The following is a 26,645-nucleotide window of genomic DNA, read 5'->3' as shown; positions in this document are numbered from 1 at the left end:
CGATTTCACCTTGCGCCGCGACGAAAATGATATCCCCGGTCTATCCGGACTCATGCATGATCAATCCGTCTGCATGATTGCGGTGCAACGGCCCTTTGAAAGCTTAAGCATGATCCGCAGGTTGATCGGTTTGGCGTTTTCGATCCTAATGTGCAGCGCGGGTTTCGCGGCTGCGGATCAGTCTATCGGTCCAGTGCTGAAGAATGCGGAGATGAACGCGCGCACCATTACGACCGCGCTGTTTCAGGCGAAACCCGGAGCGAGGCCGGATTTCTCGGGTAAGTATCTGGTCTATCTCGATCTTTCCGAGCTCAATTTCAAAGGCGCGAACCTCGCGAACTCGGATTTCTACGGGGCAGACTTTACCGGCGCCAATCTCAAAGGCGCGGATCTTTCGCATACGCGGCTCGATCGTGCGGTGCTGATGCGCGCTGATCTTTCGGGCGCCAATCTGACCGGCGCGACGATACTGCGGCCGACGATCTATGCAGATCTCTCTAACAACACGCTCGACGCGCCACACTTCTCGGGCGCGAATTTGACGGAAGTGCATGTTCAAGCGGAACTATCCGGTTCCGACTTCAGGGGAGCGGATCTCACGAGGGCGAACTTCTATCCGCTCGAGGGCAGGCCCGGCGGAGGGACGCTCGCGACGGCCTATGGCAACATTTTGAAGTACTGCGATTTCTCGGGCGCGCGGATGCGCGATGCCAACATGGAGCGCACCGTGTTGTGGTTTGCAAAGTTCACCGGCGCTGATCTGAAGGGCGTCAACTTCAGAGATGCCGACCTCTCGCGCGCTGACTTCGCGGGTGCAGACATTTCAGGCGCAGACTTCACACGCGCTGATCTCGACGGCGCAAACTTTGTCGGTGCCATCGGGATCGCGGAAGTGAAAGGTCTCGATCAAGCGATCAATCTTGATCGTGCGCTGCGATAGATCAATCGAGCGTTCGCGTAATTCGTCGCTGACGCGAAGCTGACATCACTGCGCTCGTCCGGAAGATTTGGGATGGTCATTAACTGTTGATAAACAGTATATTGTCAGCCTTCCAAAGTCACATTCGATGCCGGGGTGCCGACATGCCAACGCAGATGCGAGCCAGTGTGTTCAATGCGCGTTCGGGTGCTTTTCTAATTGCTCTTTCAATTGCGACGACTGTCCCATTCTTCTGGGCGACCTCGGCGAACGCCGTCAGTCTGCGCGTGAAGCTTGCCTGTTCGCGCGACTACTACGCGCTTTGCAGCCAGTTCGCGTCCGATAGTCCTGAAGTTCGCCAGTGCATGCGCGCTGCCGGTGAGAAGCTTTCTCCGCGCTGCATCAATGCGCTCGTTCAGGCGGGCGAGGTGAGCAAAGAAGAAGTCGCGCACCGCGCCGCCCAGCTCAGGTAGTGGTTATTCTGAGGTCGCGTGCGACTCTGGTTTTCTTCATCGCGTGCGACTCCCCGGTGGGGAGCCGGCCGCACGCGATGGTTCGGTGGATTGCTTAATAGGAACTTGACTTGCGCGCCACGAACTTCGCTAATGTTATGTTCAGGCGGCCGCATGTCTGTTGACGCGTGACAGGCAAATCCCATCGGCCGCGTGAGCAACGAGGGCGGTTCACATGGTCGATCTTCAACCGTGGCGGCAAATCGGGGTCCCGGAACCTCGTCCTGACGAACTCTACGAAATCACCCTTTTCGACCGGCCATACCGTTTCCTCGGTTTGAAAGCGCTGCTCGGCGCAGCCGATTTCGACAAGGCGGGCGATCGCAACTGCGGTCTCGCCGCGAAGGACGACGTCGAGCGCGAAGCGGCCCGATCGATCCTCTCGGGTTTGACGCTTCAGCATCTTTACGATCGCCCTCTGACGGATGAGCAGGGCCGGGTCGATTCGGTGATGCGCATTAATTACGGCATCGACCTCGATACCTTCGCGGAGATCGCGCCGAAGACGCTTGGCGAGATCAAAAATCTTCTTCTTAAGGCGAAGGCCCCGGAAGCCAAGCGCATCGGCGGCGCGCTGACTGGCGTGATGGCGGCGGCAATCGCCAAACTGATGGACGTGCACGAGCTCGTCTATGCCGCCAAGAAGCTGAAGCGTTCGGGAAAGGCGCGCACGCTGGTCGGTGCGCCGGGAACGCTGTCGTCGCGGCTGCAACCCAATCATCCGACCGACGACCTCGATGCCATGTCGGCGCTGATTTATACCGGCCTCTCGATGGGGTCGGGCGACGCGCTGCTCGGTCTCAATCCGGCGATCGATACGGTCGAAAATATTTCGAAGACGCTGAAGCATCTCGACAAGCTTCGTCGCGAAACGGGCGCGCCGACTCAGATTTGCGTGCTGTCGCATGTGAAGACGCAGCTCGCCTGTCTCGAAAGTGGGGCGCCGGTCGAGATCATGTTCCAGAGTCTCGCAGGGACCGACCGGACGCTGATTGAAGAGTTCGACGTGACGGCCGACGTTCTCGACCAAGCTTATACGACGATGGCGAAGCACGGGCCGCTCGCGGGCGAAGCGGCGCAGTTCATGTATTTCGAGACCGGCCAGGGCAGCGAGCTGACCTATGGCAAGCACAACGGTATCGATATGACGACGACGGAGGCGCTCTGCTATGGGCTCGCGCGCCGCTACGATCCGTTCATGGTCAACAACGTCACGGGCTTCATCGGGCCGGAAACGCATCGCTCCAATTTCGAGATGATCGTCTCGAATTTGCAGGATCATTTCATGGGCAAGCTCTTGGGGCTGCCGATGGGAATGGCGCCCTGCTACACGCTGCATTCCGAGATCACGATGGAGGGCCAGCAGATCGCAGCCGAATTGCTGACGGCGGCTGGCGCCAACTATTTCATGGACGTCTATCTCTCGATCGACCGGATGCTCGCTTACTTCGATACGTGCGGGCATGACGATCAGACGATGCGGGAAGTTCATGGACTGACGCCTGCGCCGGAATTCCTGGAATGGGCGATCGGGCGCGGAATTTTCACGCGCGACGAAGATGGCGAAGTCGAGCGCGGTCCGAACTGGGGCAATCCGAAGATCTTCTGCTCGGATGAAGAATTCGAACGGCTGCGCAAGAATCTTCCCGCCGCTTACGGCTTCGAAAGTGCGGGTCCGCGGCCAACCGAACAGGTCTCTCGCGCGATCAAGGCGAACTTGGCTGCGGCGCGCGAAGCGATTTACGCTGAGGTGACGCCGGAGCGGTTGGGGACAATCGATTTCCGCCGCGTGAAAACGTCGGCCGAGAGCAAGGAAGCGCATCTCAGTCATCCGGATCGCGGTGCGAAGCCTGCGGACGATATGGTGGCCGAACTCGCGCCGGAGCGGGTGGACGTGCAGATCATCGTTTCGGATGGTCTCTCGGCGGAAGCAGTGCATCACAATATTCCGGATCTTCTTCCGGCGCTGCTCGACGGGCTCAAGGAGCAGCGGATTTCGGCCGGAAAGCCGATCCTCGCGCCGTACGGCCGCGTGAAGTTGGCCGAAGCGCTGGGAGACGCTCTGCAGCCGAAGCTCGTCATCAATCTCATCGGCGAACGGCCGGGCGGCGACGCGTTGGCGTCGCGCAGCATGTCGGCTTACATCGCCTATCGTCTCGACGATGACGCGAGACAGGATGCGGTGAAATTCAGCGGCAATCCGGACATTCGTTACGAATACACGGTGATCTCGAACATCTATTCGGGCGGGTTGCCGCCGAGCGAAGCCGCCGTGCAGATCGCCGAGCGCGTCAACCAGATCCTGACGGCGAAGGCCGCGGGCAATCGTCTGGAGCGTGCGATCCACGATCGTTCACACAACATGCGCGCCGCGATGGGGGCTTAAGTTTTTGATTGGCTCCGGCGGGTTCCGGACGCACCGCACGCAGCGAAGACTCTGACCTTCGTCTGGATCCCGGCCTTCGCCGGGATGACGGAATTGGTAAAATTGCAGTCGCTCGGTATTCCCCATCACCGTCATGCCGACGGAGGTCGGCACCCAGACAAGTGGCGACAAGTTGGGTGGACGCTTTGCGTTTCGGACGCGCCGCGCGGAGCAAATGCGCTGACCGTTGTCTGGATCCCGGCCTTCGCCGGGATGACGGTGGGTGGGCTCTGCTGTCGCTATGTATTCTGCGCCGGAATGACGGTGCGTGGATGGCAATTGAGTTAATGCTGCGGCCTTGAAGTGTCGCACGCCTCTTGACCTTTTGCTTCGCTCATCGCTTATTTCCCGCACCAGCCGGCTGGACGGTCGCTGTCGGACTTCGTTGTGGCGAAGCGCGCTCTAAAGGCTCGTGAGCAGACACATCCGGCAGAGGAAAGTCCGGGCTCCATGAGGAATACGGTGGCGGCTAACGGCCGCCGGGGGCGACCCTAGGGAAAGTGCCACAGAAAACATACCGCCAAGCCGGACCGCCTTCGGGCCAAGTCCGACGGTAAGGGTGAAAAGGTGCGGTAAGAGCGCACCGCGCTGCTGGTAACAGCAGTGGCAGGGCAAACCCCACCGGGAGCAAGATCAAATAGGGGTGGGCGCGCGGAGCGGGAAACCGCAGACGCAAGGCGCGTCCTCACGCTACCCACCCGGGTTGATTGCACGAGGCGTCTGGCAACAGGCGTCCCAGATGAATGGCCGTCGCGGAGGCAACTCCAGACAGAACCCGGCTTACAGGCCGGCTGGTATTTTTTATTCGCCTTGGAAGACGCGAGGGCGTGAGGGAAGCGATTTGATCGGAGTGCTGATCATTCGCTCCAGAAACGAACTATACCTTGAGAAAAGCACCCGCGGATCGGGCTGCAAACTTTGCGACGTACCGCGATCCGCGATCGCTGCTGGCTGAGGGGCTTGTGCCCGCACTTTCCGACTTCATGCGCGGGCACTAGCGCTACTTATAGGCCAGCCGGTATCTCCTCATCGCTGTCGTCTCGCATCGGCGCTTGTTCCGGCGCGACGACGAGCTTGCGATAGAGATGCCATGTTGCGTGGCCGAGGATCGGCAGGACGATCGCCAGTCCGACGAGCAGCGGTATCGCGCCGAGCAGGAGTCCGACGGCGACGATCAAACCCCAAAGGGCAATTGGTCCCGGATTTTCGATCGAGGCGCGGACGGAGGTTCGCACGGCGGTTCCGATGCTTACATGGCGATCGACGAGCATCGGGAACGACACGACGCTGGTGACGAGCACGAAGAGTGCAATCATGAAGCCTAGCAAGTTGCCGCCGATGGCGAGTTCCGTGCCTTTCCCGGTCCAGAAGACTTCATGAATGAAGTCCGAAAGCGATGCTGGTTCGCCGCCCATGATCTGTGTGTACATGAGGTTCGCGGCGTAGAGCCAGGCGACGAAGATCGCTGCCAGCATAAGGCCGAGCGTGAATATTCCGCCCATCCCAGGGCGGTGCACCACGTCGAGCGCGCGTATCGGAGTGATATCGAGGCCTTCTTCGCGTTTTCGGCTCAACTCGTAAAGCCCGACCGCCAAGAACGGACCGAGCAGCGCAAGGCCCGCAACCATCGGATAGATGAGGGATAGCAGTCCGTAGCCGAACAGGATGCGCGCGAGGATGATGCCGATTACCGGATAGATGAGGCCCGCGAAGACAAGGTGCGTCGGCATCGCGAGGAAGTCGTTGTAGCCCTCAGAAAGAGATTTCCAGACGTCGGCTGTCGTGATTCTGCGGACCGCAGGGTCGCTGTCGCGCCAGATGATGGACGCGGGCCATCTCAAATCGCGGCCCGGGAACGCATGAGGTTGTGCGGCTGGAGTTCGAGAAATGGTGTTCGCCATGTCGGCACCTGCTGATGTTATGGCGCCAGAGGATCGATCATCGGCCCTTGGCACCGGACAAATGGAGCGCCCGCCTCGCCTTCTGCGTGGAAGGATGCGCTCTTATCCAAAGGCATCAAATCAGGTCTCCGTTACCGCTAATGCGGTGATTAAAAATCTATAATTTTCATAATTTTATGAGTTCTTTTTCAATCTTCTCTTTAGGAGTGAGGGCGCAGTTTTTGTGGACAGATGATGCAATTCCGCTGCGGACCACGAAATATCCTTAATAATCCGTTGACGCCCATCAAATCCCATGCGATCCCATTGAGGCCCGTCCGCACCGGGCAGGACACCGTGGTCGGGCGCCGATTTGGTAGAGGGCCCAAGTCCGAGCGACCGCCACGGCCTCTTTCTTGATTGTTTCGGGCTACACGCGTTCCGCGCGCCGAAATGGAAGTTCTGCCCTAGCGGCTGGCTCTCCGAAGGAGAGTCGCCAGGGCAAAGACGATGAAGCGTAGCCAGTACCTGAGTGGAGGACGAAATTCGTTAGCTGAGGGATGGACCGCTTTGTCTCGACATTCACAAACAAGATCGACGCCAAAGGCAGGGTTTCCATTCCAGCCTCGTTCCGCGCCGTACTCGAGCGCGACGGATATGCCGGCGGCATCGCGGGCGGACTCTACTGTTACCCCTCGCTCGACGCTGCTGCACTCGATGCAGGCGGCGAAAGACTTGCAAAGAAAATCGACGGGCTTCTCGCGGGCTTGCCGGACTATTCGGATGAGCGCGATGAGCTGTCTGTCGCACTCTACGGCGACGTCCAGGTTCTCTCGATCGATGGCGACGGCCGCATCGTCCTTCCTGAAAACCTTCGCGCCCACGCCAACCTGGACGCCGCCGTCTCGTTTGTTGGACTTGGTGAAAAATTCCAGATGTGGGAGCCAAAGCGCTTCGAAGCGCGCCGCGCCGAAGCACGAAGCAAAGTTCAGGTAACGCGGAAACTTTTTGCAGCGGGGAGCCGCCCGTCAGATGACGGCGGCGACGAGGGGGCACGGGAATGACGCGCGGAGGCGGGGCAGAGGGAGCCTCGCAGGGGCCGGCTGAAAAGCCTTCGCGCCACATTCCCGTGCTCGTCTCGGAAGTTCTCGAGACGCTCGCACCGAAGGACGGCGAAACCTACATCGACGGCACGTTCGGCGCCGGCGGTTACACGCGCGCAATCCTCAAGGCCGCGAGCTGCAACGTGCTCGCTCTCGACCGCGACCCGACCGCAATCGCCAACGCCACCTCATTGGTCGAAGAAGCGGGCGGCCGGTTGAAGGTCGTCCAATCGCCATTCAGCCAGATGGAAGAAGCGGTTCGCGAGCACTTGTCGGGTGCGCAAGTTGACGGCGTCGTTCTGGATATCGGCGTTTCGTCGATGCAACTCGATGATGCCGAGCGCGGGTTTTCATTTCAGTCCGACGGGCCGCTCGATATGCGGATGTCTGTTTCGGGGATGAGTGCTGCGGATTTCGTCAACACGGCGGAAGAAGAAGAGATCGCCAACGTCATTTATACGTTCGGCGAAGAACATCGCTCGCGCGCAATCGCTCGCGCCATCGTCAGGCGGCGGGACGAGACGCAGTACTCGCGGACGCTCGAACTCGCCGATACCGTCTCGCGCGTTTTTCACGGGCGGAAGATCGACGGGCGGCATCCGGCAACGCGGACGTTTCAAGCGCTCAGGATTTTCGTCAACGACGAGCTAGGTGAACTTGGCAACGCGCTATCGGCAGCGGAGCGCATTTTGAAGCCCGGAGGACGGCTGGTCGTCGTCAGCTTTCACAGCCTCGAAGACAGGATCGTCAAAAAATTTCTTACCGAGCGGAGCGGGAAGACGCCGGGTAGCTCCCGGCATTTGCCACCGGATTCGATAAAATCCCGGGCTCCGAGTTTTCGAATTGTTAACTCACGGCCGTTAACACCTTCTAAAGGTGAATTGGAAGTGAACCCTCGTGCACGGTCAGCACGTTTGCGGGCCGCGACCCGCACCGACGCGGCGGTTTGGCCGTTAGATCTGGACGCAATGGGGGTCCCTCGACACCGATAATGCTGGGCTTGGAGACAAGCTAAACGGGAATTGTATCAAAATGCGTCTCTTGAATGTTGCCGCTTTCTTTTTCGCAGTCGCGAGTGCGCTGCTTCTTTATGCATTGAACTACGACACGCGCCGCCTTGAGGCTGAGCTTCAGGCTAAGGAGCGACAGGCAGATCGCGCCCGCAGCGACATCGCGGTTTTAAAGGCCGAGCGAAGCACGCTCGCGCGCCCCGATCGCATCGATGAGTTGGCGCGCCGGCTTGGGCTTGGACCGCCGAGGGCCGAGCAATTCGAACGCGGACGGGAAGTCTCCGAACTCAGCGAGCGCCAGGGCAGCGCCAATGGCCGTTGATCGCGGTGACTTTCTGATTGGAGGCGCGGGCGCGCAGATGATCCGCGGTGCGGCGGCGCACACGGCATCTGGGCTCGGCCGTATGCGGCGGCGAGCGGAAGCTGCCGTCTACGGCGTTTTGTTTTCTTCGTTCGCGGTCGTGGCCGTGCAGTTGCTCGCGCTCGCGGCCGGACGGCATACGGATATTGCGCTGGCAATTTCGGAGCCGGTCGCTGCGACGAGCTTCAGCCGCCCCGATATCGTCGATCGTAATGGTCGTCTGCTCGCGACCGATCTCGAGGCGCCGTCGATTTTTGCCGATCCTGGAGTCGTGTTGGATCGCGACGAGGTTGTCGAAAAGCTTTCGACCGTGCTGCCCGATCTCAATTCATCTGAATTGATGCGCGCACTGTCGGACAAGTCGCGCCGGTTTGTCTGGGTGCGCCGGGGCGTGTCGCCCGCCATTGCGCAAAAGGTTCATGATCTCGGATTGCCCGGCGTTTCGTTCCGTTATGAGCTGAAGCGTGCTTATCCGGGTGGCAAGATGGCCGGACACGCGCTCGGCTACGTCGATGTCGACAATCGTGGCGTCGCGGGGATCGAGAAATACATCGACGATAAAGTTGGCGTCGATCCGGTGCACTCGGCCGTGCTGTCCAGCCGTTCGCCTGTTCGCCTCTCGCTCGATCTTGGGGTGCAGCACGCGCTGGAGGATGAACTCGACGATGCGATGAAGCGCTACCAGCCCGAGGGTGCAGCCGGCGTCATTCTGAATATCAAGACGGGTGAAATTCTCGCGAGCGCGTCGTTACCCCGCGTCGATCCGAATTGGCCGACGCAAGCGCTCGATGAGAAGCGCATTGATCGCATGACGGGCGGGACGTACGAGCTTGGCTCGGTGTTCAAGACGCTAACGCTTGCGATGGCCTTCGACGAGGGACTTGCAAAGCCCGATACCGTTCTCGACGTCAGACAGCCGCTTGAAGCGGGGCGCTTCACGGTGACCGACATGCACCCGTCGCGCCGGCCGCTGACTGCCACGGAAGTCTTCACGCATTCATCGAACGTCGGCGCTGGGATGTTGGCGTTGGAGGCGGGGCCGGAGAAACTACGGGGATTCCTGCAGAAGGTCGGCATCCTCGAGCAGATGCAGACGGAGGCGGGTGCGATGGCGACGCCGCAGGTTCCTTCGCGCTGGAACAGGGCGACGACAATCACCGCTTCGTTCGGCCACGGCATCGCCGTTGCGCCGCTGCAGTTCGCGGCCGCAGTAGCGACGCTCCTCAACGGCGGAAAAACGGTTCATCCAACGTACTTGCGAAAATTCGACGCTGGTGCGGCGGATGGCAAACCGGTGATCAGCGCTCAGACATCGCGCGAACTGGCTGAACTCATGCGCGCCAATGTCGTCGATAAGGATGGCACCGGCCGGAAAGCCGACGTGCCGGGCTACCGGGTCGGTGGCAAGACCGGCACTGCGGATATCGCCAGCAAAGGCGGTTATACGTCCAATGCCGTCATATCCTCGTTTCTCGCGGCGTTCCCGACGGACGATCCGCAATACTTGACGTTCGTCGTACTGTTCGAGCCGAAGGGCATTGCGGACACGAAAGGAAACCGAACGGGCGGCACGAACGCCGCACCCGTTACCGGAGAGCTGATCTCGCGTGTCGCAGCTCAGCTTGGCGTTGTTCCGCAGCTTGCCACTGCCCATCAATGACAGCTCGATGAAGCCACTTTCGGCCGCATTTGACGGCCTCCATGTGGACTCGTATCAAGCTTCGAGCCGAATGATGGGCGGACGAACAGAGGGCGATAGGCGGGGTCATGCGGCTTAGCGATGTGCTTCCAGCCGATATCGAATTGCCGCCGGGTGCGGGCGATATCCAGGTAACGGGCATCACCGCGGCGAGTGCCGCCGTCGGGCCGGGTGCGATTTTTGCCGGCCTTCCGGGCACGAAGGTCGACGGCGCGTCGTTCGTTTCCGATGCCGTCGCGCGTGGCGCGGCTGCTGTCATCGTGGGCAAGAACAAGGGTGTCACTGTTCCGGCCGGCGTTGCGTTGATCGAAATCGACAATCCGCGCGCAGCATTGGCGAAAATTGCTGCGAAGCTTGCAGGCAGGCAGCCTGCGTGCGCGGTCGCCGTTACGGGTACGAGCGGCAAGACATCGGTTGCGGATTTTACGCGGCAGATCTTTTCGGCTCTCGGCCATAGCGCCGCGTCGATCGGAACGGTTGGCATCGTGAAGCCGGGTGGCGCAGTCTACGGCTCGCTGACGACGCCCGATCCGGTGACGCTTCATGCAACGCTCGCGGCGTTGGCGGAAGAAGGCGTGACGCATCTTGCGTTCGAAGCGTCGTCGCACGGGCTCGATCAGCATCGGCTCGACGGCGTAAAGCTTTCCGCTGCAGCGTTTACGAACCTCGGGCGCGACCACATGGATTATCATCCGACGGTTGAAGCATATCTCGATGCGAAGCTCAGGCTTTTCACGGAGCTTCTAGAGCCCGGACAGCCGGCGGTGATCAATGCCGACGGAGCCTGTGCGATGGAGGTTATCGCTGCTGCCAACGCGCGTGGCCTTCGCGTGCTGACGGTCGGTGCACTGGGCGAGACGCTGAAGCGCACATCGCTTAGGCGCGAAGGCTTCCGGCAGATCATCGGTGTGGATGCGGGAGGCAAAACTTACTCCGTGGACCTGCCGCTCGTCGGCGCCTATCAGGTTGAGAATGCGCTCGTCGCGGCGGGCCTTGCGATTGCCGTTGGCGAAGAGACGGGCGGAGTTCTCGCGGCGCTGGGCGGCCTCAAGGGCGTGCCGGGACGTCTCGAAATCATCGGCGAGCGAAACGGCGGTCTGGCGATCGTCGATTACGCGCATAAGCCCGAAGCGCTGGCGGCTGCGCTTGACGCGTGCCGGCCGTTCGCGACGGGGCGGCTGATTTCGGTCTTCGGCTGCGGGGGCGATCGCGACAAGGGCAAGCGCCCGATCATGGGGCGGATTTCCGTCGATCGCGCGGACATCACGATCGTGACCGACGACAATCCGCGCAGCGAAGAACCGGCGCAAATTCGCAAGGAAATCCTTGCAGGCGCGACCGGCGCGCGCGAAATCGGTGATCGCGGAGAAGCTATTTCGACGGCGGTGAACATGATGATGCCCGGGGATGTCGTGCTTGTGGCCGGAAAGGGCCACGAAACCGGCCAGATCATCGGCGATCGCATCGTGCCGTTTTCCGATCACGATGAAATTCGGCGGGCGCTCGCGAGTTGACGATTTGATGCATCCTCTCTGGTCCTCTTCAGAATTGAGCGCCGTGCTCGCCGTCGATGCCGAAGGCGGCTCGGGCGAACCCGTTACCGGCGTTTCGATCGATACGCGCTCGCTGCAGCCCGGCGATCTTTTCGTGGCGCTCAAGGATCAGCGCGATGGGCATGATTTCGTATCAGCGGCGTTCAAGGCTGGCGCCGCTGCCGCGCTGGTGAGTGAGAGCTATTCGCGGCAACCGGAAGACGGCGCTTTGTTCAGAGTGCCGGATACGCTGCGCGCACTCGAGGCGCTGGGAGTTGCGGCGCGTGAGCGACTGGCTTCCGATGCCCGCATCGTCGGCGTGACGGGAAGTGCGGGCAAGACCGGCACCAAGGAAATGCTGCGGGCGTGCCTGTCGCGGATCGGTGCAACGCACGCGTCCGAAAAATCCTACAACAATCACTGGGGTGTTCCGCTGACGCTGGCGCGGATGCCGCGCGAGACGAAATTCGGTGTGTTCGAGATTGGGATGAATCATGCGGACGAGATCCGGCCGCTGACGAAGATGGTCAGGCCGCACGCGGCCATCATCACGACGGTCGAGCCCGTACACCTTGAGCATTTCTCCTCCGTCGAGGCCATTGCAGATGCCAAGGGCGAGATCTTCGAGGGTCTGCCCCCGGGCGGCGCGGCAATCATCAAATTCGATAATCCGCACGCGAGCCGGCTCAAGGCGACGGCGGAGAGACTTGGAGCCAAGCCGATCACCTTCGGATTCGATGGCGGCGCCGACGTACAGGGATTGAATTTCACCGCATCGGATAGCGGCAGCGACATGATGATCGTCGTCGGTGGTGGCAGCTTCCCTGTTCATCTGGCGATGCCGGGACGGCACATTGCCGAGAATGCCCTGGCCGTTGCTGCGGCGCTTTATTCCATCGGCGCAGATGTGCGGGCGGGCCTCGACGCACTTGCCGGTCTTGCGCCGCCAAGCGGGCGCGGGGCGCGCAGTTCTCTCCATATCCGGGGCGGTGAAGCGCTGCTGATCGATGAGAGCTACAACGCAAATCCGGCCTCGATGAAGGCCGCGCTTGCGACGCTTGCTGCGGTGCCGAGGGCCAAATATTCGCGGCGAATTGCCGTCCTCGGCGATATGCTGGAGCTTGGCAGCGAGGCGCCCGCGCTCCATACAGGCCTAAAAGGCGCGATTGACGAGGCGGAGGTCGATCTGGTTTTTGCCTGCGGACCGCATATGAAGGGTCTTTACGACGCCCTACCGGCAGCCAAGAAAGGCGGCTACGCTCTGACGTCTCAGTCAATCGGAACCGCACTTGCAGAAAATCTTCGTGCGGGGGATGTCGTGATGGTCAAGGCATCCAACGGAACACGCCTCGGCCCCGTGGTCGCGGCGCTCAAGACGCAGTTTGGAAAAGACGAGCCGGCTGCCTAGGCGGCGTGGATCATAAGGGGGAAGTTTTCACCGCATGCTCTATGAGCTCGTCAACTTCAGCGATCAGATCAGTGCGCTGAACGTCTTTCGGTACATCACCTTTCGCACCGGCGGCGCGATCTTCACCGCGCTTCTGTTCGTGCTGATGTTCGGGCCGGCGATCATCGATCTGCTTCGCCTCAAGCAGGGCAAGGGCCAGCCGATACGGACGGACGGCCCGCAGTCGCATCTTTTGAAGCGCGGCACGCCGACGATGGGCGGCCTGATGATCCTCGCGGGCGTCACGGTATCGACGCTGCTTTGGGCGCAGCTTTCCAACGGCTATATCTGGGTTGTGCTGGGTGTGGCGCTGTCTTATGGCGCGATCGGCTTTTACGACGACTTTTTGAAAGTGACGAAACGCACGACTGCGGGATTTTCCGGCCGTATCCGATTCCTGCTCGAATTGGTCGTTGCGGCAATTGCTGGGTTCGCGTTGATGATGCTCAGCCCGAAAGGGCTCAACACCGATCTGACGTTTCCGTTCTTCAAAGACTTCGTGATCAATCTCGGGCCGTTCTTCGTTTTGATGGCCGTGCTTGTCATCGCGGGGGCCGGCAATGCCGTCAACCTCACGGACGGTCTCGACGGTTTGGCGATCGTTCCGGTGATGATCGCGGCGGCTACGTTCGGCGTGATCGCCTATCTTTCGGGTAACGCGAAGTTTGCGGGTTATTTGCAGATTCATCACGTGCCGGGCACGGGCGAACTTTCCGTCATTTGCGGAGCGCTCATCGGCGCGGGTCTCGGCTTTTTGTGGTTCAACGCGCCGCCCGCCATGATTTTCATGGGCGACACCGGTTCGCTGGCGCTCGGGGGCACGCTCGGCGCCATCGCGGTTGCGATCAAGCACGAGATCGTGCTGGCGGTCGTGGGCGGCCTTTTCGTGCTCGAGACGCTGTCGGTCATCATTCAAGTTCTGTCGTTCAAGTGGACGGGGAAGCGTGTGTTCAAGATGGCGCCGCTGCATCACCACTACGAACAGAAGGGCTGGAAGGAATCCACGGTCGTCATCCGGTTCTGGATCATTTCCGTTATTCTGGCGCTCGTCGGACTTTCGACGTTGAAGCTGCGCTAGGACGCCAAAAGACGCGACATGCGGTAGAGTCGGGCCAATGATTCGCGCCAAATCTTTCGAAGGCAAATCCGTTGCTGTGTTCGGTCTTGGGGCATCCGGGATAGCGGCCGCCGAGTCGCTCCGCGATGGCGGCGCCGTCGTGGCCGCCTGGGATGACGGCATCCCGGCTCGCGATGCTGCGATCGCCAAGGATATCCCGCTCGCCGACCTGAGCCGGGCGGACTGGTCGGAGTTCGCCGCGCTCGTGCTGGCGCCCGGCGTGCCGCTGACGCACCCCGAGCCGCATTGGACGGTCAAAAAAGCGCGCGAAAACGGCGTCGAGATCATCGGCGACATTGAGATCTTTACCCGAGAGCGGGCTTCGCACTCTCCCGGAGCGCCGTTCATCGCGATCACCGGAACGAACGGCAAGTCGACGACGACGGCGCTCATCGCGCACATTCTCCGCCATGCGGGGCTCGATGTGCAGATGGGCGGGAATATCGGGCGGCCGATCCTGACGCTCGATCCGCCGGAACCCGGACGGTTTCACGTCATCGAAATGTCGTCGTTCCAGATCGATCTGACGCCGACGCTGGCGCCGACTGTTGGCGTGATGCTGAACGTGACGCCCGATCATCTCGATCGTCACGGTACGATCGAGGGCTATGCCGCCGTGAAAGAGCGCGTCGTGAAGGGCGCCGATATCGCGGCGGTCGGCATCGACGATGAATATGGATTGGCGATGCTCAAGCGGCGGATCGCTGCGGGACCCGCAATTGCTTTCAGCGCGGAGAAATCCATCGCGCCCGGGTACAGTTTGTTTGACGATACAATTGTGTGCAGCAATCGCGAAGGGCTGGCGGTCAAGCTCGGTTCGTTGAAAGGCATTCCTACGCTTCGCGGGCGGCATAACGGGCAGAACGCGCTGGCGGCGGTCGCGGCGGTGCGCGAATGTCTGAATGCGCTCGGCAGATCCACGGACCTCGATTGGCAGGGCGCGTTGTCGTCGTTTCCCGGCCTGCCGCATCGGCTGGAAGAAATCGGTCGTCTCGGCAAGGCTCTCTTCGTCAACGACAGCAAAGCGACGAACGCGGATTCGACCGAGAAGGCGCTTGGTTCATTTCCACGCGATATTTATTGGATTCTCGGCGGCAAGCCGAAGGCTGGCGGCATCGAGAGTCTCACCCCGTACTTCAGGCGTATCTCCAAGGCTTATCTGATCGGCGAGGCGGCTGACGCATTCGCGCAAACGCTTGAGGGCAAGGTTCCGTTCGTGCGGAGCGGCACGCTCGATGAAGCGGTGTGGGCTGCGTCGAGCGACGCTCAGTCGAGCGCTGGCGCAGAGCCGGTCGTTCTTCTTTCGCCTGCTTGTGCGAGCTATGATCAGTTTCGAAACTTCGAAGTTCGCGGCGAAAGTTTTCGGGGACTTGTTGCGTCGCTCCCCGGGATCGTGATGCGAGCGGCCCCATGAAGCTCTCGCGTGCAGACCGCAGTTTGCTCGCAGAATGGTCGTTCACGATCGATCGCAGTTTGCTGATCGCGCTCGTCTCGCTCGTCGTCATCGGTGTCGTATTGTCGGCCGCGGCATCGCCTGCTGTCGCGTTGAAGAAGGGGTTACCTGCCTACTACTTCGTCGAGCGCCACATTTTCTTTGCCGCGCTCGGCACAGTGTTGATGCTGGTCATTTCGTTTTTTTCGCCAAACGGCGTCAGGCGTCTCGCGGCGGGACTATTTGTCGTCGCGGTCGTGGGCATGATCGCGGTGCTTTTCTCAGGCGCTGAAATCAAAGGCGCGCAGCGGTGGCTGAGCGTCGGCGGTTATTCGCTGCAGCCATCAGAATTTGCGAAGCCTGCTTTCATCGTCATCGTCGCCTGGCTGTTTGGCGAGGCGTCGTCTCGCAGCGATATGCCGGCGCTGCCGTTTGCGTTGGCCCTATGGGCTTTTTTCGCGGGCATTCTCGTCGCGCAGCCGGACGTCGGGCAGACGGTGCTCGTCAGTTCGACGGCCGGACTTCTGTATCTGCTCGCGGGGCTGCCGGCGATCGGGGCGGGCCTTCTCGTTCTTGCGGGCAGCGGCGGCATGTGGCTCGCTTATGAATATTTTCCGCACGTGCAATCGCGGTTCGCGAAATTTTTCGGGTCCGCGCCGCTTGAGAGTTCGCAGGCGGGCAGAGCGATACAATCTTTCGCGGAGGGGGGCCTCTTCGGCCGCGGGCCGGGGGAAGGCACAATCAAATCGATCCTTCCGGATGCCCACACCGATTACATCTTCGCGGTGATCGGCGAAGAATACGGGGCCGTCGCCTGTATCGCACTGCTTGGCGTCTTCGCGTTCATAACCATCAAGGCGATGCGACGGGCGGCTGGAGAGCCGAATGCGGCCGACCGGTTGGCGATCCAGGGGCTGGCACTCGTCTTTACGCTGCAATCGCTCATCAATATGGGTGTGAACATCGGTCTTTTGCCGCCGAAGGGCATGACGCTGCCGTTCATTTCGGCGGGCGGATCGTCCATGCTGGCGCTTTCGATCACCGCCGGCATGCTTTTGGCGCTGACGCGCCGGCGGCCCGATCCGCAGCGCCTCAAAAAGCCGCGATGGATTCCGGCTATTGACGAAGTACAACTCGCAGGACAAACACCGAAATCATGAGCGAGATTTGATGACCGGCGTGCAATCGATCATGCTTGCCGCGGGCGGAACGGGGGGACATCTCTTTCCGGCATTCGCTCTCGCCGAAGAACTGAAGCGTCGCGGCATCGCCGTCGATCTGATGACCGATATGCGCGGGGATCGCTACGGCAGCGGCTTTCCCGCGCGCAATGTCTATCAAGTTCCCTCGGCGACATTGGCATCGCGCGCGCTGTCCGACATCGCAAAGACAGGGATTGCGCTCGCGCGTGGAACGCGCGCCGCTTTCTCAATTCTCGGCGCCGTGAAGCCCGCCGCCGTCATCGGCTTCGGCGGTTATCCGACGTATCCGCCGCTCGTCGCGGCTCGGCTGCGCGGCATTCCGACGGCAATTCACGAGCAAAACGCGGTGCTCGGGCGCGCCAACAAGATGCTCGCCAAACGGGTGACCGCGATCGCGACATCGTTTGCGAGCACGAAGTTTCTCGAAGGCAAGCTAGCAGATAAAGCTGTGCTCACGGGTAACCCCGTTCGTCAGTCCGTGATCGATGCTGCCGCTCGGCGTTACGAGCCGCCTGAGAGCGAAGGCGTCATTCGCATTCTGATTTTCGGCGGCAGCCAGGGCGCGCGCTTCTTCTCCGATACCGTGCCGCTCGCACTTTTTGCGCTTCCCGATCAGATCCGGAAACGTCTTCGCGTCGTGCAGCAGGCGCGCGAGGAAGATTTGGATCGCGTGATCGAGGCGTATTCGGAGGCCAGCATCAGCGCCGAAGTCGCGCCATTCTTCGCCGACCTTCCGGCGCGAATAGCGGCGGCGCATCTCGTGATCGGCAGAGCGGGCGCATCGACCGTCGCTGAACTCACCGTCATTGGACGGCCGTCGATTCTGGTGCCGTTGCCACATGCGCTCGACAACGATCAGCTGAATAACGCACGCCGCCTTGCCGAAGCAGGCGGCGGATGGTTGTTCGAGCAGCGGACCCTGTCGCCGGAACGCATCGCCGACGAATTGGAAAAGCTTCTGCAGACGCCGGCCGCCCTTGCGACGGCGGCGAAGGCGGCTAAAACCGCGGGACGACCGGATGCCGTCCGGAATTTAGCCGACTTTACGCTCGCTTTAGCAGGGAAGAAGTATTCTGGCGCCGGGCGAGAGCATTCGAGACCCTGAAACGTCATGATCCGGCGTTCCCCTTAGACTCATCGAGGTAATTTCCATCCATGCAGATGCCCCGCGACATCGGGCCTTTCCACATCATCGGAATCGGCGGCATCGGCATGAGCGCCATTGCCGAAATTCTGGTTGCCAAGGGCTACACGGTTCAAGGCTCGGACCAGAAGGAGAGCGCCAACGTCAGGCGGCTCAGGGCCAAGGGCATCCGCGTTTTCGTCGGGCATGATCCGGTCAACCTCATCGGTGCGCGCTACGTCGTCATTTCGACGGCGGTGAAGGCGCTCAATCCGGAGCTGGTTGCGGCCCGCCAGAAGGGGCTGACGATCATCCGCCGCGCCGAGATGCTGGCTGAGCTCATGCGGCTTTACTCGACGATCTCGGTTACGGGTACGCACGGCAAGACGACGACGACATCGCTGCTCTCGCACATCTTCACGGAAGCCGGCGAAGAGCCGACGGTGATCACCGGCGGCATCATCAATTCATGGGGTTCCAATGCCCGGCTCGGCCAGGGCAAGTGGATGATCGTCGAAGCGGATGAAAGCGACGGTACGTTCACGCGGTTGCCGACCGAGATCGGCATCGTGACGAACATCGATCCGGAACATCTCGACTATTTCGGATCGGTCGAGGCGATGCACCGCGAGTACGAAGCGTTTCTGCGGAATATTCCGTTCTTCGGGCTCGCCGTTGCGTGCATCGATCATCCGGTTGTTCGGGAGATGATCCAGCGCCTGAACCTAAGAGCGGACGGGCGCAAGCTGCTGACCTACGGTCAAAGCAAGGATGCCGATCTGGTGCTCGAGTCGGTTCGCATTTCCGGAAACACGACGACTTTCGATGCGACGTTGGCGGCGCATGTGAAGGGTGGCGCGCGACGCCTCGAAGGCTGGTCGGTGCCGATCCCCGGTTCGCACAACGCTCTCAATGCACTCGCAGCCATTGCTGTCGCGACGCATGCGGGATTGCCCGACGCGAAGATCAAGGCGGCGATGGCGGGATTTTCCGGCGTCAAAAGGCGTTTTCAATTCGCCGGAGAATGGAACGGCGTCGGCATCTACGACGACTATGGGCATCATCCGGCGGAAATCGCTGCGGTGCTCGCGGCAGCGCGCGGTGGCAGCCAAGGCCGTGTGATCGCCGTGGTCGAGCCGCATCGCTATACACGGGTTCGCGACCTCTTCGACGAGTTCGCGCAATGCTTCAAGGATGCCGATAGCGTCGTTGTCGCGCCGCTTTACACGGCGGGCGAAAGTCCGATTGAGGGCGTTGATAATCGCACACTGGCGGAGCGCATCAGAACGCTCGGCGGGCGTCCGGCCGAAGCTGTCGACGATCCGAGCCTGTTGGCTCCGGCTATCAAGCGCCTGGCGCGCCCCGGCGACATCGTCATTTGTCTCGGCGCGGGGAATTCGACGGAATGGGCGAACGCGCTTCCGGGGTGGCTCGCCGAAGCGCAGCAGCGGACCGGGAGCGGCGGCTGATGTTTGCTGACATCACCGGTGAACTTGCTGCTGCCATGCCGGACCTCAGGGGACGGTTGAGCGCGAACGCGTCGCTCGCCGACGTCACGTGGTTTCGTGTTGGGGGACCGGCGCAAGTGCTGTTCATGCCGGCGGATGAAGCTGATCTTGCGTATTTCCTCAAGCACCGGCCGCGCGAGCTTGCTTTTCAAGTCATCGGGCTTGGATCAAACCTGCTGGTGCGGGACGGGGGCGTTCCGGGCGTCGTCATCCGCCTTGGCCGCGGTTTCGGCGAAATAAAAGTCGATGGCCAGCGATTGCGGACCGGCACCGCCGTCCCCGACGTCAAGGTGGCGCGCGCGGCGGCGGAAGCCGGCATTCGCGGGCTCGCCTTCTATCGCGGAATTCCGGGATCAATCGGCGGCGCGTTGCGCATGAATGCGGGCGCGCACGGGCGGGAAACTAAGGATTGCCTCGTCGGCGCGCGCGCTGTCGATCCGGACGGCAACATCCATGTGCTTTCGCTCGCCGACATGGGTTTCACGTACCGTCACTCGGGCATCTCGAAGGACTGGATCTTCACCGAGGCGACGTTTGAAGGCGAGCCGGGCGATCCGGCCGAAATCCTGAAAGAGATGGACGAAGTCGCCGAGTATCGGGAGAAAAATCAACCGATCAAAGAACGTACCGGCGGCTCGACGTTCAAGAATCCGCAAGGCCACAGCGCTTGGAAGCTTGTCGATCAGGCGGGCTGCCGGGGTTTGCGCGTCGGCGGAGCAAAAGTCTCCGAGATGCACTGTAACTTTTTGATCAACGAAAAGCAGGCCACCGGCGAAGACGTCGAAATGCTCGGCGAGACGGTTCGCGCGCGTGTGCTCGCGACATCCGGCATCACGCTGGATTGGGAGATCATCCGGCTCGGCGTTCCGAAGCCCGGCCGACCTGTCGGCGAAGCGCTGGCGGCCGAAAGTGCCGCTATCCACGCCAACCAAAACTGATCAAACTGCAAATGTCTATTTGACCCAAGCGAGCCAGCCATGAATGAACTCGGCCCGGTGCCTAAGCGCACGCGTATCCACGTCGCGGTATTGAAGGGCGGGCTTTCCGCGGAACGCGAGGTGAGTTTGAATTCCGGCGCGGCGGTCGGCGAAGCGCTTCTCCAGGAGGGCTACACGGTCACTGAAATCGACGTCGATCGCGATCTTGCGACTAGGCTTCAAGAGCTGAAGTCCGACGTTTGCTTCAACGCGCTGCACGGGAAATTCGGGGAGGACGGCTGTGTGCAGGGCGTCCTCGAACTTTTGAGAATTCCCTACACGCACTCGGGCGTGCTCGCCTCGGCGCTTGCCATGCACAAGGAGCGGGCGAAGGACATCATGAAGCTTGCGGGCGTGCCCGTCGCCGAAGCCAAGCTAGTGACGCGCGGGGAGGCGCTCGAAGGCCACGTGATGGCGGCGCCGTACGTCGTGAAGCCGGTGACGGAAGGATCGAGCGTCGGCGTCGTGATCGTGCCGCCGGACGCCGAGCGGCCGCCGAATTCCATCGCCACAGGCGGTCCACTCGACGAGATCGTGATGGTCGAGCGCTATATCGCGGGCCGCGAGCTAACCTGCGCTGTCATCGGCGATTTTGTGACAGACGTGATCGAGATTGTGCCCTTAAGGGGACTCTCATTCTACGATTACGAGTCCAAGTACGCGCCGGGCGGTTCCAAGCACGAGCTGCCTGCACAACTTTTACCAGATATTTACCAGATGGTCCGCTCCTTAACCTTAAGGGCGCATCAAGCTTTAGGCTGTCGCGGCGTATCGCGGGCCGACTTCCGCTTCGACGATACTCCGGGCGGAACCAACGAGCTGATCTGCCTCGAAGTCAACACTCAGCCGGGCATGACGGGAACCTCCCTCGTGCCTGAGCTGGCGGGGTATGCCGGCTGGTCGTTCGGTGACCTCGTCCGATGGATGGTCGAGGACGCGAGTTGCAACAGGTAGAGAGCAAGCAACGGTTCTGGTGGCGGGCAGCACACGATGCGCCAACGCCTGAACCGGATGCTGCTCGTTGGATGGCGGAGGCGCGGGGCGCTCAGACCGTCAGCAGACGCGTTGCGGGTGGCGTGACAAAGCGCTCGGCTCGCGATCTACAAATTCCGCGCGGGGAACGTCGCTTTCGCGGTTCGCGGCGCGCGCAGCGCTGGGTCAAACCTTCCCTCGCGGCCGCCGCCGCGGTCGCTGTCATCGGCGTCGCCGCGTTTACGTTGCCGATCGGCAAACTCAGGGCGATCGATTTCGCGGCGCAAGCCAACGACGTGATGATCGCGGCCGGATTTGGAATCGATCAGGTGAACGTTTCCGGCCAGCATTACGCGTCGGATTCTGAGATTTTCGATGCGCTCGATCTTCCGAACGTCAAGACATTCGCTGCGTTCGATTCAGATGCCGCGCTGAAACGCATCGAGCGGATTTCCTGGATCGATACCGCGCAGATTACGCGCATTTATCCCGGAACTCTCGACGTTGTCGTTCGCGAACGGACGCCGGCTTTCCTCTTGCAACGGGGTGAGACGAACTTCCTGGTCGATGCGACCGGGCGCACTCTTGGACCGGCTGCTCGCGGCACCAACTGGAATTTGCCACGGGTCACTGGCGAGGGCGCGGAAAGTGAAGCCATTCTGATGCTCTCGGCCTTGCGGCAATACCCGCAAATCGAACGTCAGTATGCTTACGGCGAACGCATCGCGGAGCGTCGCTGGCGGATCGTGCTCAAGAACGGGACCGCGCTCGAACTCGGCGCCGATCGTGAGATCGAAGGCTTCGAAGAAGTTGCGACTGCGCGAGACGCTGCCGCGGCACTGAAGGGAGCGCCGATGGTTGTCGACGTCCGCACGCCGGGCCGGATTGCGATCCGGCCTTTGGACGGCAATTCCGGACGGACTGCCTCTATCGCGGGCGCCCAGACCGTTTCTCTGGTTTCAGAACGGCCCTAACGGAGATTATTGTGGCGGAGCGGCGCAATTACCGGACCATCGGGCTTCTCGATATCGGCACCAGCAAAACTGTTGCCGCCGTCGTCGTGGCTGAACACGTTGCTGGCGCGGCGAAGCCGTCGCTGCGGCTGGCAGGCCTTGGCCTGCAGCGTTCGAAGGGCATCAAAGCCGGCGTTTTGACCGACCTCGACGAGGCGGAATCGGTCGTTCGCGGTGTTATCGGTCAGGCCGAACGCGCCGCCGGTATTTCGGTCGGCGGCTTCACGCTGTCGGTTGCTGCCGGGCGGCTGTCGTCAGTTCATTGCACGGCGCGAACCGACGTCGAGACCGGTAGCGTGACGCAAGATGATCTGGCGCGTCTCATGGCGGCCGGAGAGAGCTACGCCGAGCGCAACGGACGGACGCTGATACATCTCAACCGTCTCGGCTATGAGGTCGACGGCGCCAGCGGCGTTCGCGATCCTCTCGGGCTTTCGGCGCGCCGTCTTTCGGCCGGGCTTCATGCGGTCACGGCCGACGAAGCGCCGCTGCGCAACCTCCTCGTGCTGGTCGACAGGTGCTACGCGAGCTGCGATGGCTTGGTCGCGGCCCCCTATGCGAGCGCGCTTGCAGCGACGACGGCGGAAGAACGCCAATTCGGCGTCACCTGCATCGATTTCGGGGCCGGAACGACGTCCATTGCGATGTTCGCCGACGGTGCGTTCACGGGAACGGATGTCATCCCGGTCGGCAGCCAACACATCACCTACGACATCGCGAAGGCGTTGCAGACGCCACTCGCCGAAGCCGAGCGAATCAAAACGCTTTATGGCACACTTCTCAATGCCCAGTCCGACGAGCACGAGTCGTTCTCCTATCCGATCGCCGGAGAAGAGGACGATGCGAGCTACGAAACCAGCAGAGCGCGGCTCACGGATATCATCCGGCCGCGCGTGCAACAGATCATGTGGCTTGTCCGCGAGCGTTTGGCGCTCAACGCGGCAAGCCGATACGCAGGAGATAAGGTCGTTCTGACGGGCGGAGCCAGCCAGCTTCTGGGATTGCCGGAATTCGTCGCGAACGAGTTCGGCAGGACCGTGCGCGTTGGACGGCCGACGGACATTCCCGGTCTCAACGCAAGCCTCGCGGGGCCGCAACTTGCTACGCTTTCGGGCCTGGCGATGATCGCGGCGCGGGGCGAGGGAGAATTAAACGTGGCTCGCGGCCGAAAGACCGTGACGCAGGGGTATCTCGGCCGCGTCGGAACATGGCTCAAGGGCGGGTTTTGAAGACGTGGCACAGAACGAATTGACATCGTCGAAGACGTGGGCGCGGGAGCCCAGCGGAATCGCGCGAAACGGCAAACTATCGAGGTCGGGGAAGCTATGAGCATCAAGCTGCAATTGCCGAAGCTGGTCGACGCCAAGCCGCGGATCACGGTGATCGGCGTCGGCGGCGCCGGGTGCAACGCCGTCAACAATATGATCGCGGCTGGACTGCAGGGCGTGCAATTCGTCGTCGCGAATACGGATGCGCAATCACTCGAGGCCTCCAGCGCCGAGCATCGCATTCAGCTCGGGGTCAACTTGACGGAGGGCCTCGGTGCGGGCGCGCGGCCGGAGGTTGGCGAAGCAGCTGCTGAAGAAGCGCTTGAAGAGCTTCGCACTCACATTGCGGGCGCGCACATGGTGTTCATCGCGGCCGGTATGGGGGGCGGCACGGGAACGGGCGCGGCCGCCGTCATCGCGCGGATCGCGCGTGAGCTCGGTGCGCTGACTGTCGGTGTCGTCTGCAAGCCATTTCAGTTCGAAGGCGCGCGGCGCATGCGCATCGCTGAGGCGGGCGTGCAGAGCCTCCGCCATCTCGTCGATACGCTCATCGTCATTCCGAACCAGAATCTGTTCCGCATCGCGAACGAGCGCACGACTTTCGCTGAAGCGTTCGTTCTGGCCGATCAGGTGCTCTATTCGGGCGTCGCCTGCATCGTCGAGCTGGTGCTGAAGGAAGGTCTGATCAATCTGGATTTCGCCGACGTCAGAACCGTGATGAGCGGGATGGGCACCGCGATGATGGGAACCGGTGAAGCCACCGGCGAGCGGCGCGCTATCCTCGCGGCGGAAGAGGCGATTGCCAATCCGCTGCTCGACGATGTGACGCTCCGTGGCGCCAAGGGACTTCTGCTGTCGATTTCGGGCGGCCGCGAAATGACGCTCTATGAAGTCGACGAGGCGGCGAGCCGGATCCGGCAGGAAGTCGATCCGGATGCGAACATCATCGTCGGCGCAACGTTCGAAGAGCAACTCGGCGACCGCCTGCGGGTGTCGATCGTTGCGTCCGGCATGAACAGGGCGGCCGAATCCATCGTGCAGCAGGGCGGGCTCCGCGCGATTGCGGGCGCTCAGTCCGCGCCGCAGGCGGCTCAGCCTCAGATCCAGCAGACCCGGCCTCAAGCAGCTCATGCCCCGTCGGGCTCGATTCCTCCGCCTCCGCCGCCAGGAGATCTGCAAAGACGGTTGGTCGAGGCTCTGCAACCTTCGTCAGGTGCTCCGGGGCAGAATATTTCCCATCCTGTCCACAACGAATCTCCACGACAGAATCGTGACAGCTGGATCGCTCCCGGAAACGTTATGATCGAGGACGGCCTGGAGAATTTTCCTCCCCTCTCAGGCAACGCTTTGTTACGTACGCCGCCGCTTCCAGGAGGGCCTCAGGGCCAACATTACGACTCCCGATTCGAGCCGCAGGCACCTGCCGAAATTCATCGCGGAGGGCGTCGTCTGCCGGGCATCGAGGATTTTCCTCCGCAGGCGCAGAAAGAATGGAATGCACACCACGGGGCGGGGCCGCGCTCGAACTTGAGAGATGCAGAAGAGCCCAGAAAACCTGGACTTCTTGAACGTTTCGCTGGACGGGGAAGAAAATAGAAAGTGCGCGACCAACTATCTTCAATGCGCTCTGTTTTTGATTTTTAATCGCGAAAAATACGTGGCGAGACCAGGTGATTATTCCCGCCAAAAACGCGAAGAAAATGGGGCTGCATCAAGACCGCGTCGGCGTCAAGCATGGTTGCTAAACCGTAACACAGTGTAAGAAAGCGTGATTTGTCGGTGTTTAGCGAAGCAGTTAGCTTTTGTGCATCGACCACTTGTGATGCGCCTTTGATCAGAGCTGACACGGCCCAAAATAAGGCCGGCTCGCTCTGGACTTTAAGGGGATCGTCCAAACGGGGTCAGGGGGGTTGGTAGGCCGCATTATGCTGGGGAGCAGCGGCCCGCCAAAGAATGAGGGACGGCGCTGTATGTCGAATCGATTCATCGGTGCGCGGCAAACCACGCTTGCCCGCGAGATCCAGTTGACAGGCACGGGGGTGCACAGCGGAGCTCCGGTATCACTCACACTGCATCCAGCAGAGGCTGATACTGGGCTCCGCTTTCTCGTTACGAAACGAGGAAAAGTCATTTCGGAAATCGCGGCGCACGTAGCTAACGTTAAAAATCTTACGCTTTGCACCGTCATCGGCGATGACGCCGGAGCAACGGTCGGAACAGTCGAACATCTTCTTGCGGCCCTTCGCGGCCTCTCCATCGACAACCTCTATATCGAGATCGACAGCAAAGAAGTGCCGATCATGGACGGCAGCTCGGCGGTATTCGTCGACGCCATTGATCGGGTCGGCATCCGCGAGCTTTCGGAGCCGCGCAAATACATCAAGGTCCTGAAGCCGGTTCGCGTTGAAGAAAACGGCTGCTGGGGCTCTCTCGAGCCGCATGCGGGCTTCCGCATGGACGTCGAAATCGACTTCCAGTCTCCCGTCATCGGCAGGCAGCGTCTGCAATATGAGATGAGCCCGGGCGTGTTCCGCCATGAGCTTGCTCGCGCCCGTACGTTCGGGTTCATGAGCGACGTCGAGAAGCTCTGGAAAGCCGGATTGGCGCTCGGTGCTGACCTGACGAATACGGTGGCCATCGGCGAAGACAAGATCATGAACAAGGAAGGGCTCCGCTATCCGCAGGAGTTCGTCCGCCACAAGATGCTCGACGCCGTCGGCGACCTGGCGCTTGCCGGTATGCCGCTGCTGGGGGCCTACCGCTCTTACAGGGGTGGCCATCGCCTGAATTCGATGGTTCTGCAGGCCTTGTTCTCTGACGCCTCGAACTGGGAAATCGCGCTGGCGCCGCGTGCACGCGCTACCCGTTCGCCCGTTCATCTCGTTCCGGAAACGGTTGTCGCAGCGGAATAAGCGAAAGCTTGTTCCCTGTTCGAATCGGCGCCCAGCCTGGGCGCGATTCTCCTCTTCGGCAGCCCGGAATGCACCACATTCTGGCGATAGCATCGCCGAGGTGGCCGTTGGCGGGGATATGCTGACGATTCACCTTTCGGGGCGAGCTTCGGGGTGCTATCCGCATTCGGTCGTCGACAGAGTTTGGCTGACGTTGAAATCAACGTCAGCCTGTGTGGGAAGCAACGCGGCGC

21 protein-coding genes and 1 other RNA gene are annotated in these 26,645 nt (G+C 61.3%); 21 read left to right on the top strand and 1 reads right to left on the bottom strand.

Annotation, left to right across the window (positions count from 1 at the left end; all coding sequences use genetic code 11):
- Window positions 1–109: 109 nt before the first annotated feature.
- From G359_RS18660 to rnpB, 4 genes are all read left to right on the top strand, one after another.
- Complete coding sequence (locus G359_RS18660; RefSeq protein WP_045838233.1) at window positions 110–940, top strand: pentapeptide repeat-containing protein; 831 nt, start codon at window positions 110–112, stop codon at window positions 938–940.
- Window positions 941–1,083: 143 nt separating this feature from the next.
- The gene (locus G359_RS18655; protein ID WP_045837337.1) at window positions 1,084–1,392 is read left to right on the top strand and encodes a hypothetical protein; all 309 of its coding nucleotides are present in this window, start codon (window positions 1,084–1,086) and stop codon (window positions 1,390–1,392) included.
- Window positions 1,393–1,606: 214 nt separating this feature from the next.
- Window positions 1,607–3,817, top strand: a complete 2,211-nt coding sequence (gene eutB, locus G359_RS18650; RefSeq protein ID WP_045837336.1) for an ethanolamine ammonia-lyase — start codon at window positions 1,607–1,609, stop codon at window positions 3,815–3,817.
- Window positions 3,818–4,209: 392 nt separating this feature from the next.
- Window positions 4,210–4,655: RNase P RNA component class A (rnpB, locus tag G359_RS19835), an RNA gene on the top strand.
- 205 nt (window positions 4,656–4,860) lie between these two features.
- On the opposite strand, the gene G359_RS18645 is transcribed toward rnpB, so the two are convergent.
- Entirely contained in the window at window positions 4,861–5,757 is an 897-nt protein-coding gene (locus tag G359_RS18645) for a DUF2189 domain-containing protein (protein ID WP_082073015.1), read from the bottom strand.
- 539 nt (window positions 5,758–6,296) lie between these two features.
- Between G359_RS18645 and G359_RS18640 the strand changes: the two genes are divergently transcribed.
- From G359_RS18640 to lpxC, 17 genes are all read left to right on the top strand, one after another.
- Window positions 6,297–6,800: a division/cell wall cluster transcriptional repressor MraZ gene (locus tag G359_RS18640; protein WP_045837335.1), complete on the top strand. Its 504-nt coding sequence runs from the start codon at window positions 6,297–6,299 to the stop codon at window positions 6,798–6,800.
- Window positions 6,797–7,831 (top strand): 16S rRNA (cytosine(1402)-N(4))-methyltransferase RsmH, encoded by a 1,035-nt coding sequence (gene rsmH / locus G359_RS18635; RefSeq protein ID WP_045837334.1) that lies wholly within the window; start codon window positions 6,797–6,799, stop codon window positions 7,829–7,831. Before G359_RS18640 ends, rsmH begins: the two co-directional genes overlap by 4 nt.
- A gap of 40 nt (window positions 7,832–7,871) precedes the next feature.
- Window positions 7,872–8,171, top strand: a complete 300-nt coding sequence (gene ftsL / locus G359_RS18630; protein WP_045837333.1) for a cell division protein FtsL — start codon at window positions 7,872–7,874, stop codon at window positions 8,169–8,171.
- Entirely contained in the window at window positions 8,161–9,870 is a 1,710-nt protein-coding gene (locus tag G359_RS18625; RefSeq protein ID WP_245280088.1) for a peptidoglycan D,D-transpeptidase FtsI family protein, read from the top strand. The genes ftsL and G359_RS18625 overlap by 11 nt, the downstream gene beginning before the upstream one ends.
- 107 nt (window positions 9,871–9,977) lie before the next feature.
- On the top strand, window positions 9,978–11,423 hold the full coding sequence (locus G359_RS18620) for a UDP-N-acetylmuramoyl-L-alanyl-D-glutamate--2,6-diaminopimelate ligase (protein ID WP_045837332.1): 1,446 nt from the start codon (window positions 9,978–9,980) through the stop codon (window positions 11,421–11,423).
- Between the two features lie 7 nt (window positions 11,424–11,430).
- Window positions 11,431–12,849: a UDP-N-acetylmuramoylalanyl-D-glutamyl-2,6-diaminopimelate--D-alanyl-D-alanine ligase gene (locus tag G359_RS18615; RefSeq protein ID WP_045838230.1), complete on the top strand. Its 1,419-nt coding sequence runs from the start codon at window positions 11,431–11,433 to the stop codon at window positions 12,847–12,849.
- A gap of 34 nt (window positions 12,850–12,883) precedes the next feature.
- Window positions 12,884–13,966, top strand: coding sequence for a phospho-N-acetylmuramoyl-pentapeptide-transferase (mraY, locus tag G359_RS18610; RefSeq protein WP_045837331.1), 1,083 nt, complete (start codon window positions 12,884–12,886; stop codon window positions 13,964–13,966).
- 37 nt (window positions 13,967–14,003) lie between these two features.
- A complete protein-coding gene (gene murD, locus G359_RS18605) occupies window positions 14,004–15,419 on the top strand; it encodes a UDP-N-acetylmuramoyl-L-alanine--D-glutamate ligase (RefSeq protein ID WP_045837330.1) in 1,416 nt (471 codons plus the stop codon).
- Window positions 15,416–16,597, top strand: coding sequence for an FtsW/RodA/SpoVE family cell cycle protein (locus G359_RS18600; protein WP_045837329.1), 1,182 nt, complete (start codon window positions 15,416–15,418; stop codon window positions 16,595–16,597). Before murD ends, G359_RS18600 begins: the two co-directional genes overlap by 4 nt.
- 10 nt (window positions 16,598–16,607) lie before the next feature.
- Complete coding sequence (gene murG / locus G359_RS18595; protein ID WP_045837328.1) at window positions 16,608–17,744, top strand: undecaprenyldiphospho-muramoylpentapeptide beta-N-acetylglucosaminyltransferase; 1,137 nt, start codon at window positions 16,608–16,610, stop codon at window positions 17,742–17,744.
- A gap of 50 nt (window positions 17,745–17,794) precedes the next feature.
- A complete protein-coding gene (murC, locus tag G359_RS18590) occupies window positions 17,795–19,231 on the top strand; it encodes a UDP-N-acetylmuramate--L-alanine ligase (protein WP_045837327.1) in 1,437 nt (478 codons plus the stop codon).
- The gene (murB, locus tag G359_RS18585; RefSeq protein WP_045838229.1) at window positions 19,231–20,208 is read left to right on the top strand and encodes a UDP-N-acetylmuramate dehydrogenase; all 978 of its coding nucleotides are present in this window, start codon (window positions 19,231–19,233) and stop codon (window positions 20,206–20,208) included. The genes murC and murB overlap by 1 nt, the downstream gene beginning before the upstream one ends.
- 39 nt (window positions 20,209–20,247) lie before the next feature.
- On the top strand, window positions 20,248–21,201 hold the full coding sequence (locus G359_RS18580) for a D-alanine--D-alanine ligase (RefSeq protein ID WP_045837326.1): 954 nt from the start codon (window positions 20,248–20,250) through the stop codon (window positions 21,199–21,201).
- Window positions 21,189–22,193: a cell division protein FtsQ/DivIB gene (locus G359_RS18575; RefSeq protein ID WP_045837325.1), complete on the top strand. Its 1,005-nt coding sequence runs from the start codon at window positions 21,189–21,191 to the stop codon at window positions 22,191–22,193. The genes G359_RS18580 and G359_RS18575 overlap by 13 nt, the downstream gene beginning before the upstream one ends.
- 11 nt (window positions 22,194–22,204) lie before the next feature.
- Window positions 22,205–23,461, top strand: coding sequence for a cell division protein FtsA (gene ftsA, locus G359_RS18570; RefSeq protein WP_045837324.1), 1,257 nt, complete (start codon window positions 22,205–22,207; stop codon window positions 23,459–23,461).
- Window positions 23,462–23,557: 96 nt separating this feature from the next.
- A complete protein-coding gene (gene ftsZ, locus G359_RS18565) occupies window positions 23,558–25,096 on the top strand; it encodes a cell division protein FtsZ (protein ID WP_045837323.1) in 1,539 nt (512 codons plus the stop codon).
- 374 nt (window positions 25,097–25,470) lie between these two features.
- Window positions 25,471–26,412 (top strand): UDP-3-O-acyl-N-acetylglucosamine deacetylase, encoded by a 942-nt coding sequence (gene lpxC / locus G359_RS18560; RefSeq protein ID WP_045837322.1) that lies wholly within the window; start codon window positions 25,471–25,473, stop codon window positions 26,410–26,412.
- Window positions 26,413–26,645: the final 233 nt, after the last annotated feature.

This window comes from Hyphomicrobium sp. 99 (assembly GCF_000384335.2).
GTDB lineage: Bacteria > Pseudomonadota > Alphaproteobacteria > Rhizobiales > Hyphomicrobiaceae > Hyphomicrobium_B.
The sequence above is the reverse complement of the archived record's forward strand: the minus strand, read 5'-3'. Positions and strand labels throughout refer to the sequence as shown.

What these genes read in the sequence shown, in the direction of transcription:
- ftsZ (WP_045837323.1), top strand. Translation starts at nt 23,558, where the DNA reads ATGAGCATCAAGCTGCAATTGCCGAAGCTGGTCGACGCCAAGCCGCGG.
- G359_RS18615 (WP_045838230.1), top strand. Translation starts at nt 11,431, where the DNA reads ATGCATCCTCTCTGGTCCTCTTCAGAATTGAGCGCCGTGCTCGCCGTC.
- G359_RS18625 (WP_245280088.1), top strand. Translation starts at nt 8,161, where the DNA reads ATGGCCGTTGATCGCGGTGACTTTCTGATTGGAGGCGCGGGCGCGCAG.
- eutB (WP_045837336.1), top strand. Translation starts at nt 1,607, where the DNA reads ATGGTCGATCTTCAACCGTGGCGGCAAATCGGGGTCCCGGAACCTCGT.
- G359_RS18580 (WP_045837326.1), top strand. Translation starts at nt 20,248, where the DNA reads ATGAATGAACTCGGCCCGGTGCCTAAGCGCACGCGTATCCACGTCGCG.
- G359_RS18655 (WP_045837337.1), top strand. Translation starts at nt 1,084, where the DNA reads ATGCCAACGCAGATGCGAGCCAGTGTGTTCAATGCGCGTTCGGGTGCT.
- murG (WP_045837328.1), top strand. Translation starts at nt 16,608, where the DNA reads ATGACCGGCGTGCAATCGATCATGCTTGCCGCGGGCGGAACGGGGGGA.
- G359_RS18660 (WP_045838233.1), top strand. Translation starts at nt 110, where the DNA reads ATGATCCGCAGGTTGATCGGTTTGGCGTTTTCGATCCTAATGTGCAGC.
- rsmH (WP_045837334.1), top strand. Translation starts at nt 6,797, where the DNA reads ATGACGCGCGGAGGCGGGGCAGAGGGAGCCTCGCAGGGGCCGGCTGAA.
- G359_RS18620 (WP_045837332.1), top strand. Translation starts at nt 9,978, where the DNA reads ATGCGGCTTAGCGATGTGCTTCCAGCCGATATCGAATTGCCGCCGGGT.
- lpxC (WP_045837322.1), top strand. Translation starts at nt 25,471, where the DNA reads ATGTCGAATCGATTCATCGGTGCGCGGCAAACCACGCTTGCCCGCGAG.
- G359_RS18600 (WP_045837329.1), top strand. Translation starts at nt 15,416, where the DNA reads ATGAAGCTCTCGCGTGCAGACCGCAGTTTGCTCGCAGAATGGTCGTTC.
- ftsL (WP_045837333.1), top strand. Translation starts at nt 7,872, where the DNA reads ATGCGTCTCTTGAATGTTGCCGCTTTCTTTTTCGCAGTCGCGAGTGCG.
- G359_RS18645 (WP_082073015.1), bottom strand. Translation starts at nt 5,757, where the DNA reads ATGGCGAACACCATTTCTCGAACTCCAGCCGCACAACCTCATGCGTTC.
- murC (WP_045837327.1), top strand. Translation starts at nt 17,795, where the DNA reads ATGCAGATGCCCCGCGACATCGGGCCTTTCCACATCATCGGAATCGGC.
- murD (WP_045837330.1), top strand. Translation starts at nt 14,004, where the DNA reads ATGATTCGCGCCAAATCTTTCGAAGGCAAATCCGTTGCTGTGTTCGGT.
- mraY (WP_045837331.1), top strand. Translation starts at nt 12,884, where the DNA reads ATGCTCTATGAGCTCGTCAACTTCAGCGATCAGATCAGTGCGCTGAAC.
- G359_RS18640 (WP_045837335.1), top strand. Translation starts at nt 6,297, where the DNA reads ATGGACCGCTTTGTCTCGACATTCACAAACAAGATCGACGCCAAAGGC.
- murB (WP_045838229.1), top strand. Translation starts at nt 19,231, where the DNA reads ATGTTTGCTGACATCACCGGTGAACTTGCTGCTGCCATGCCGGACCTC.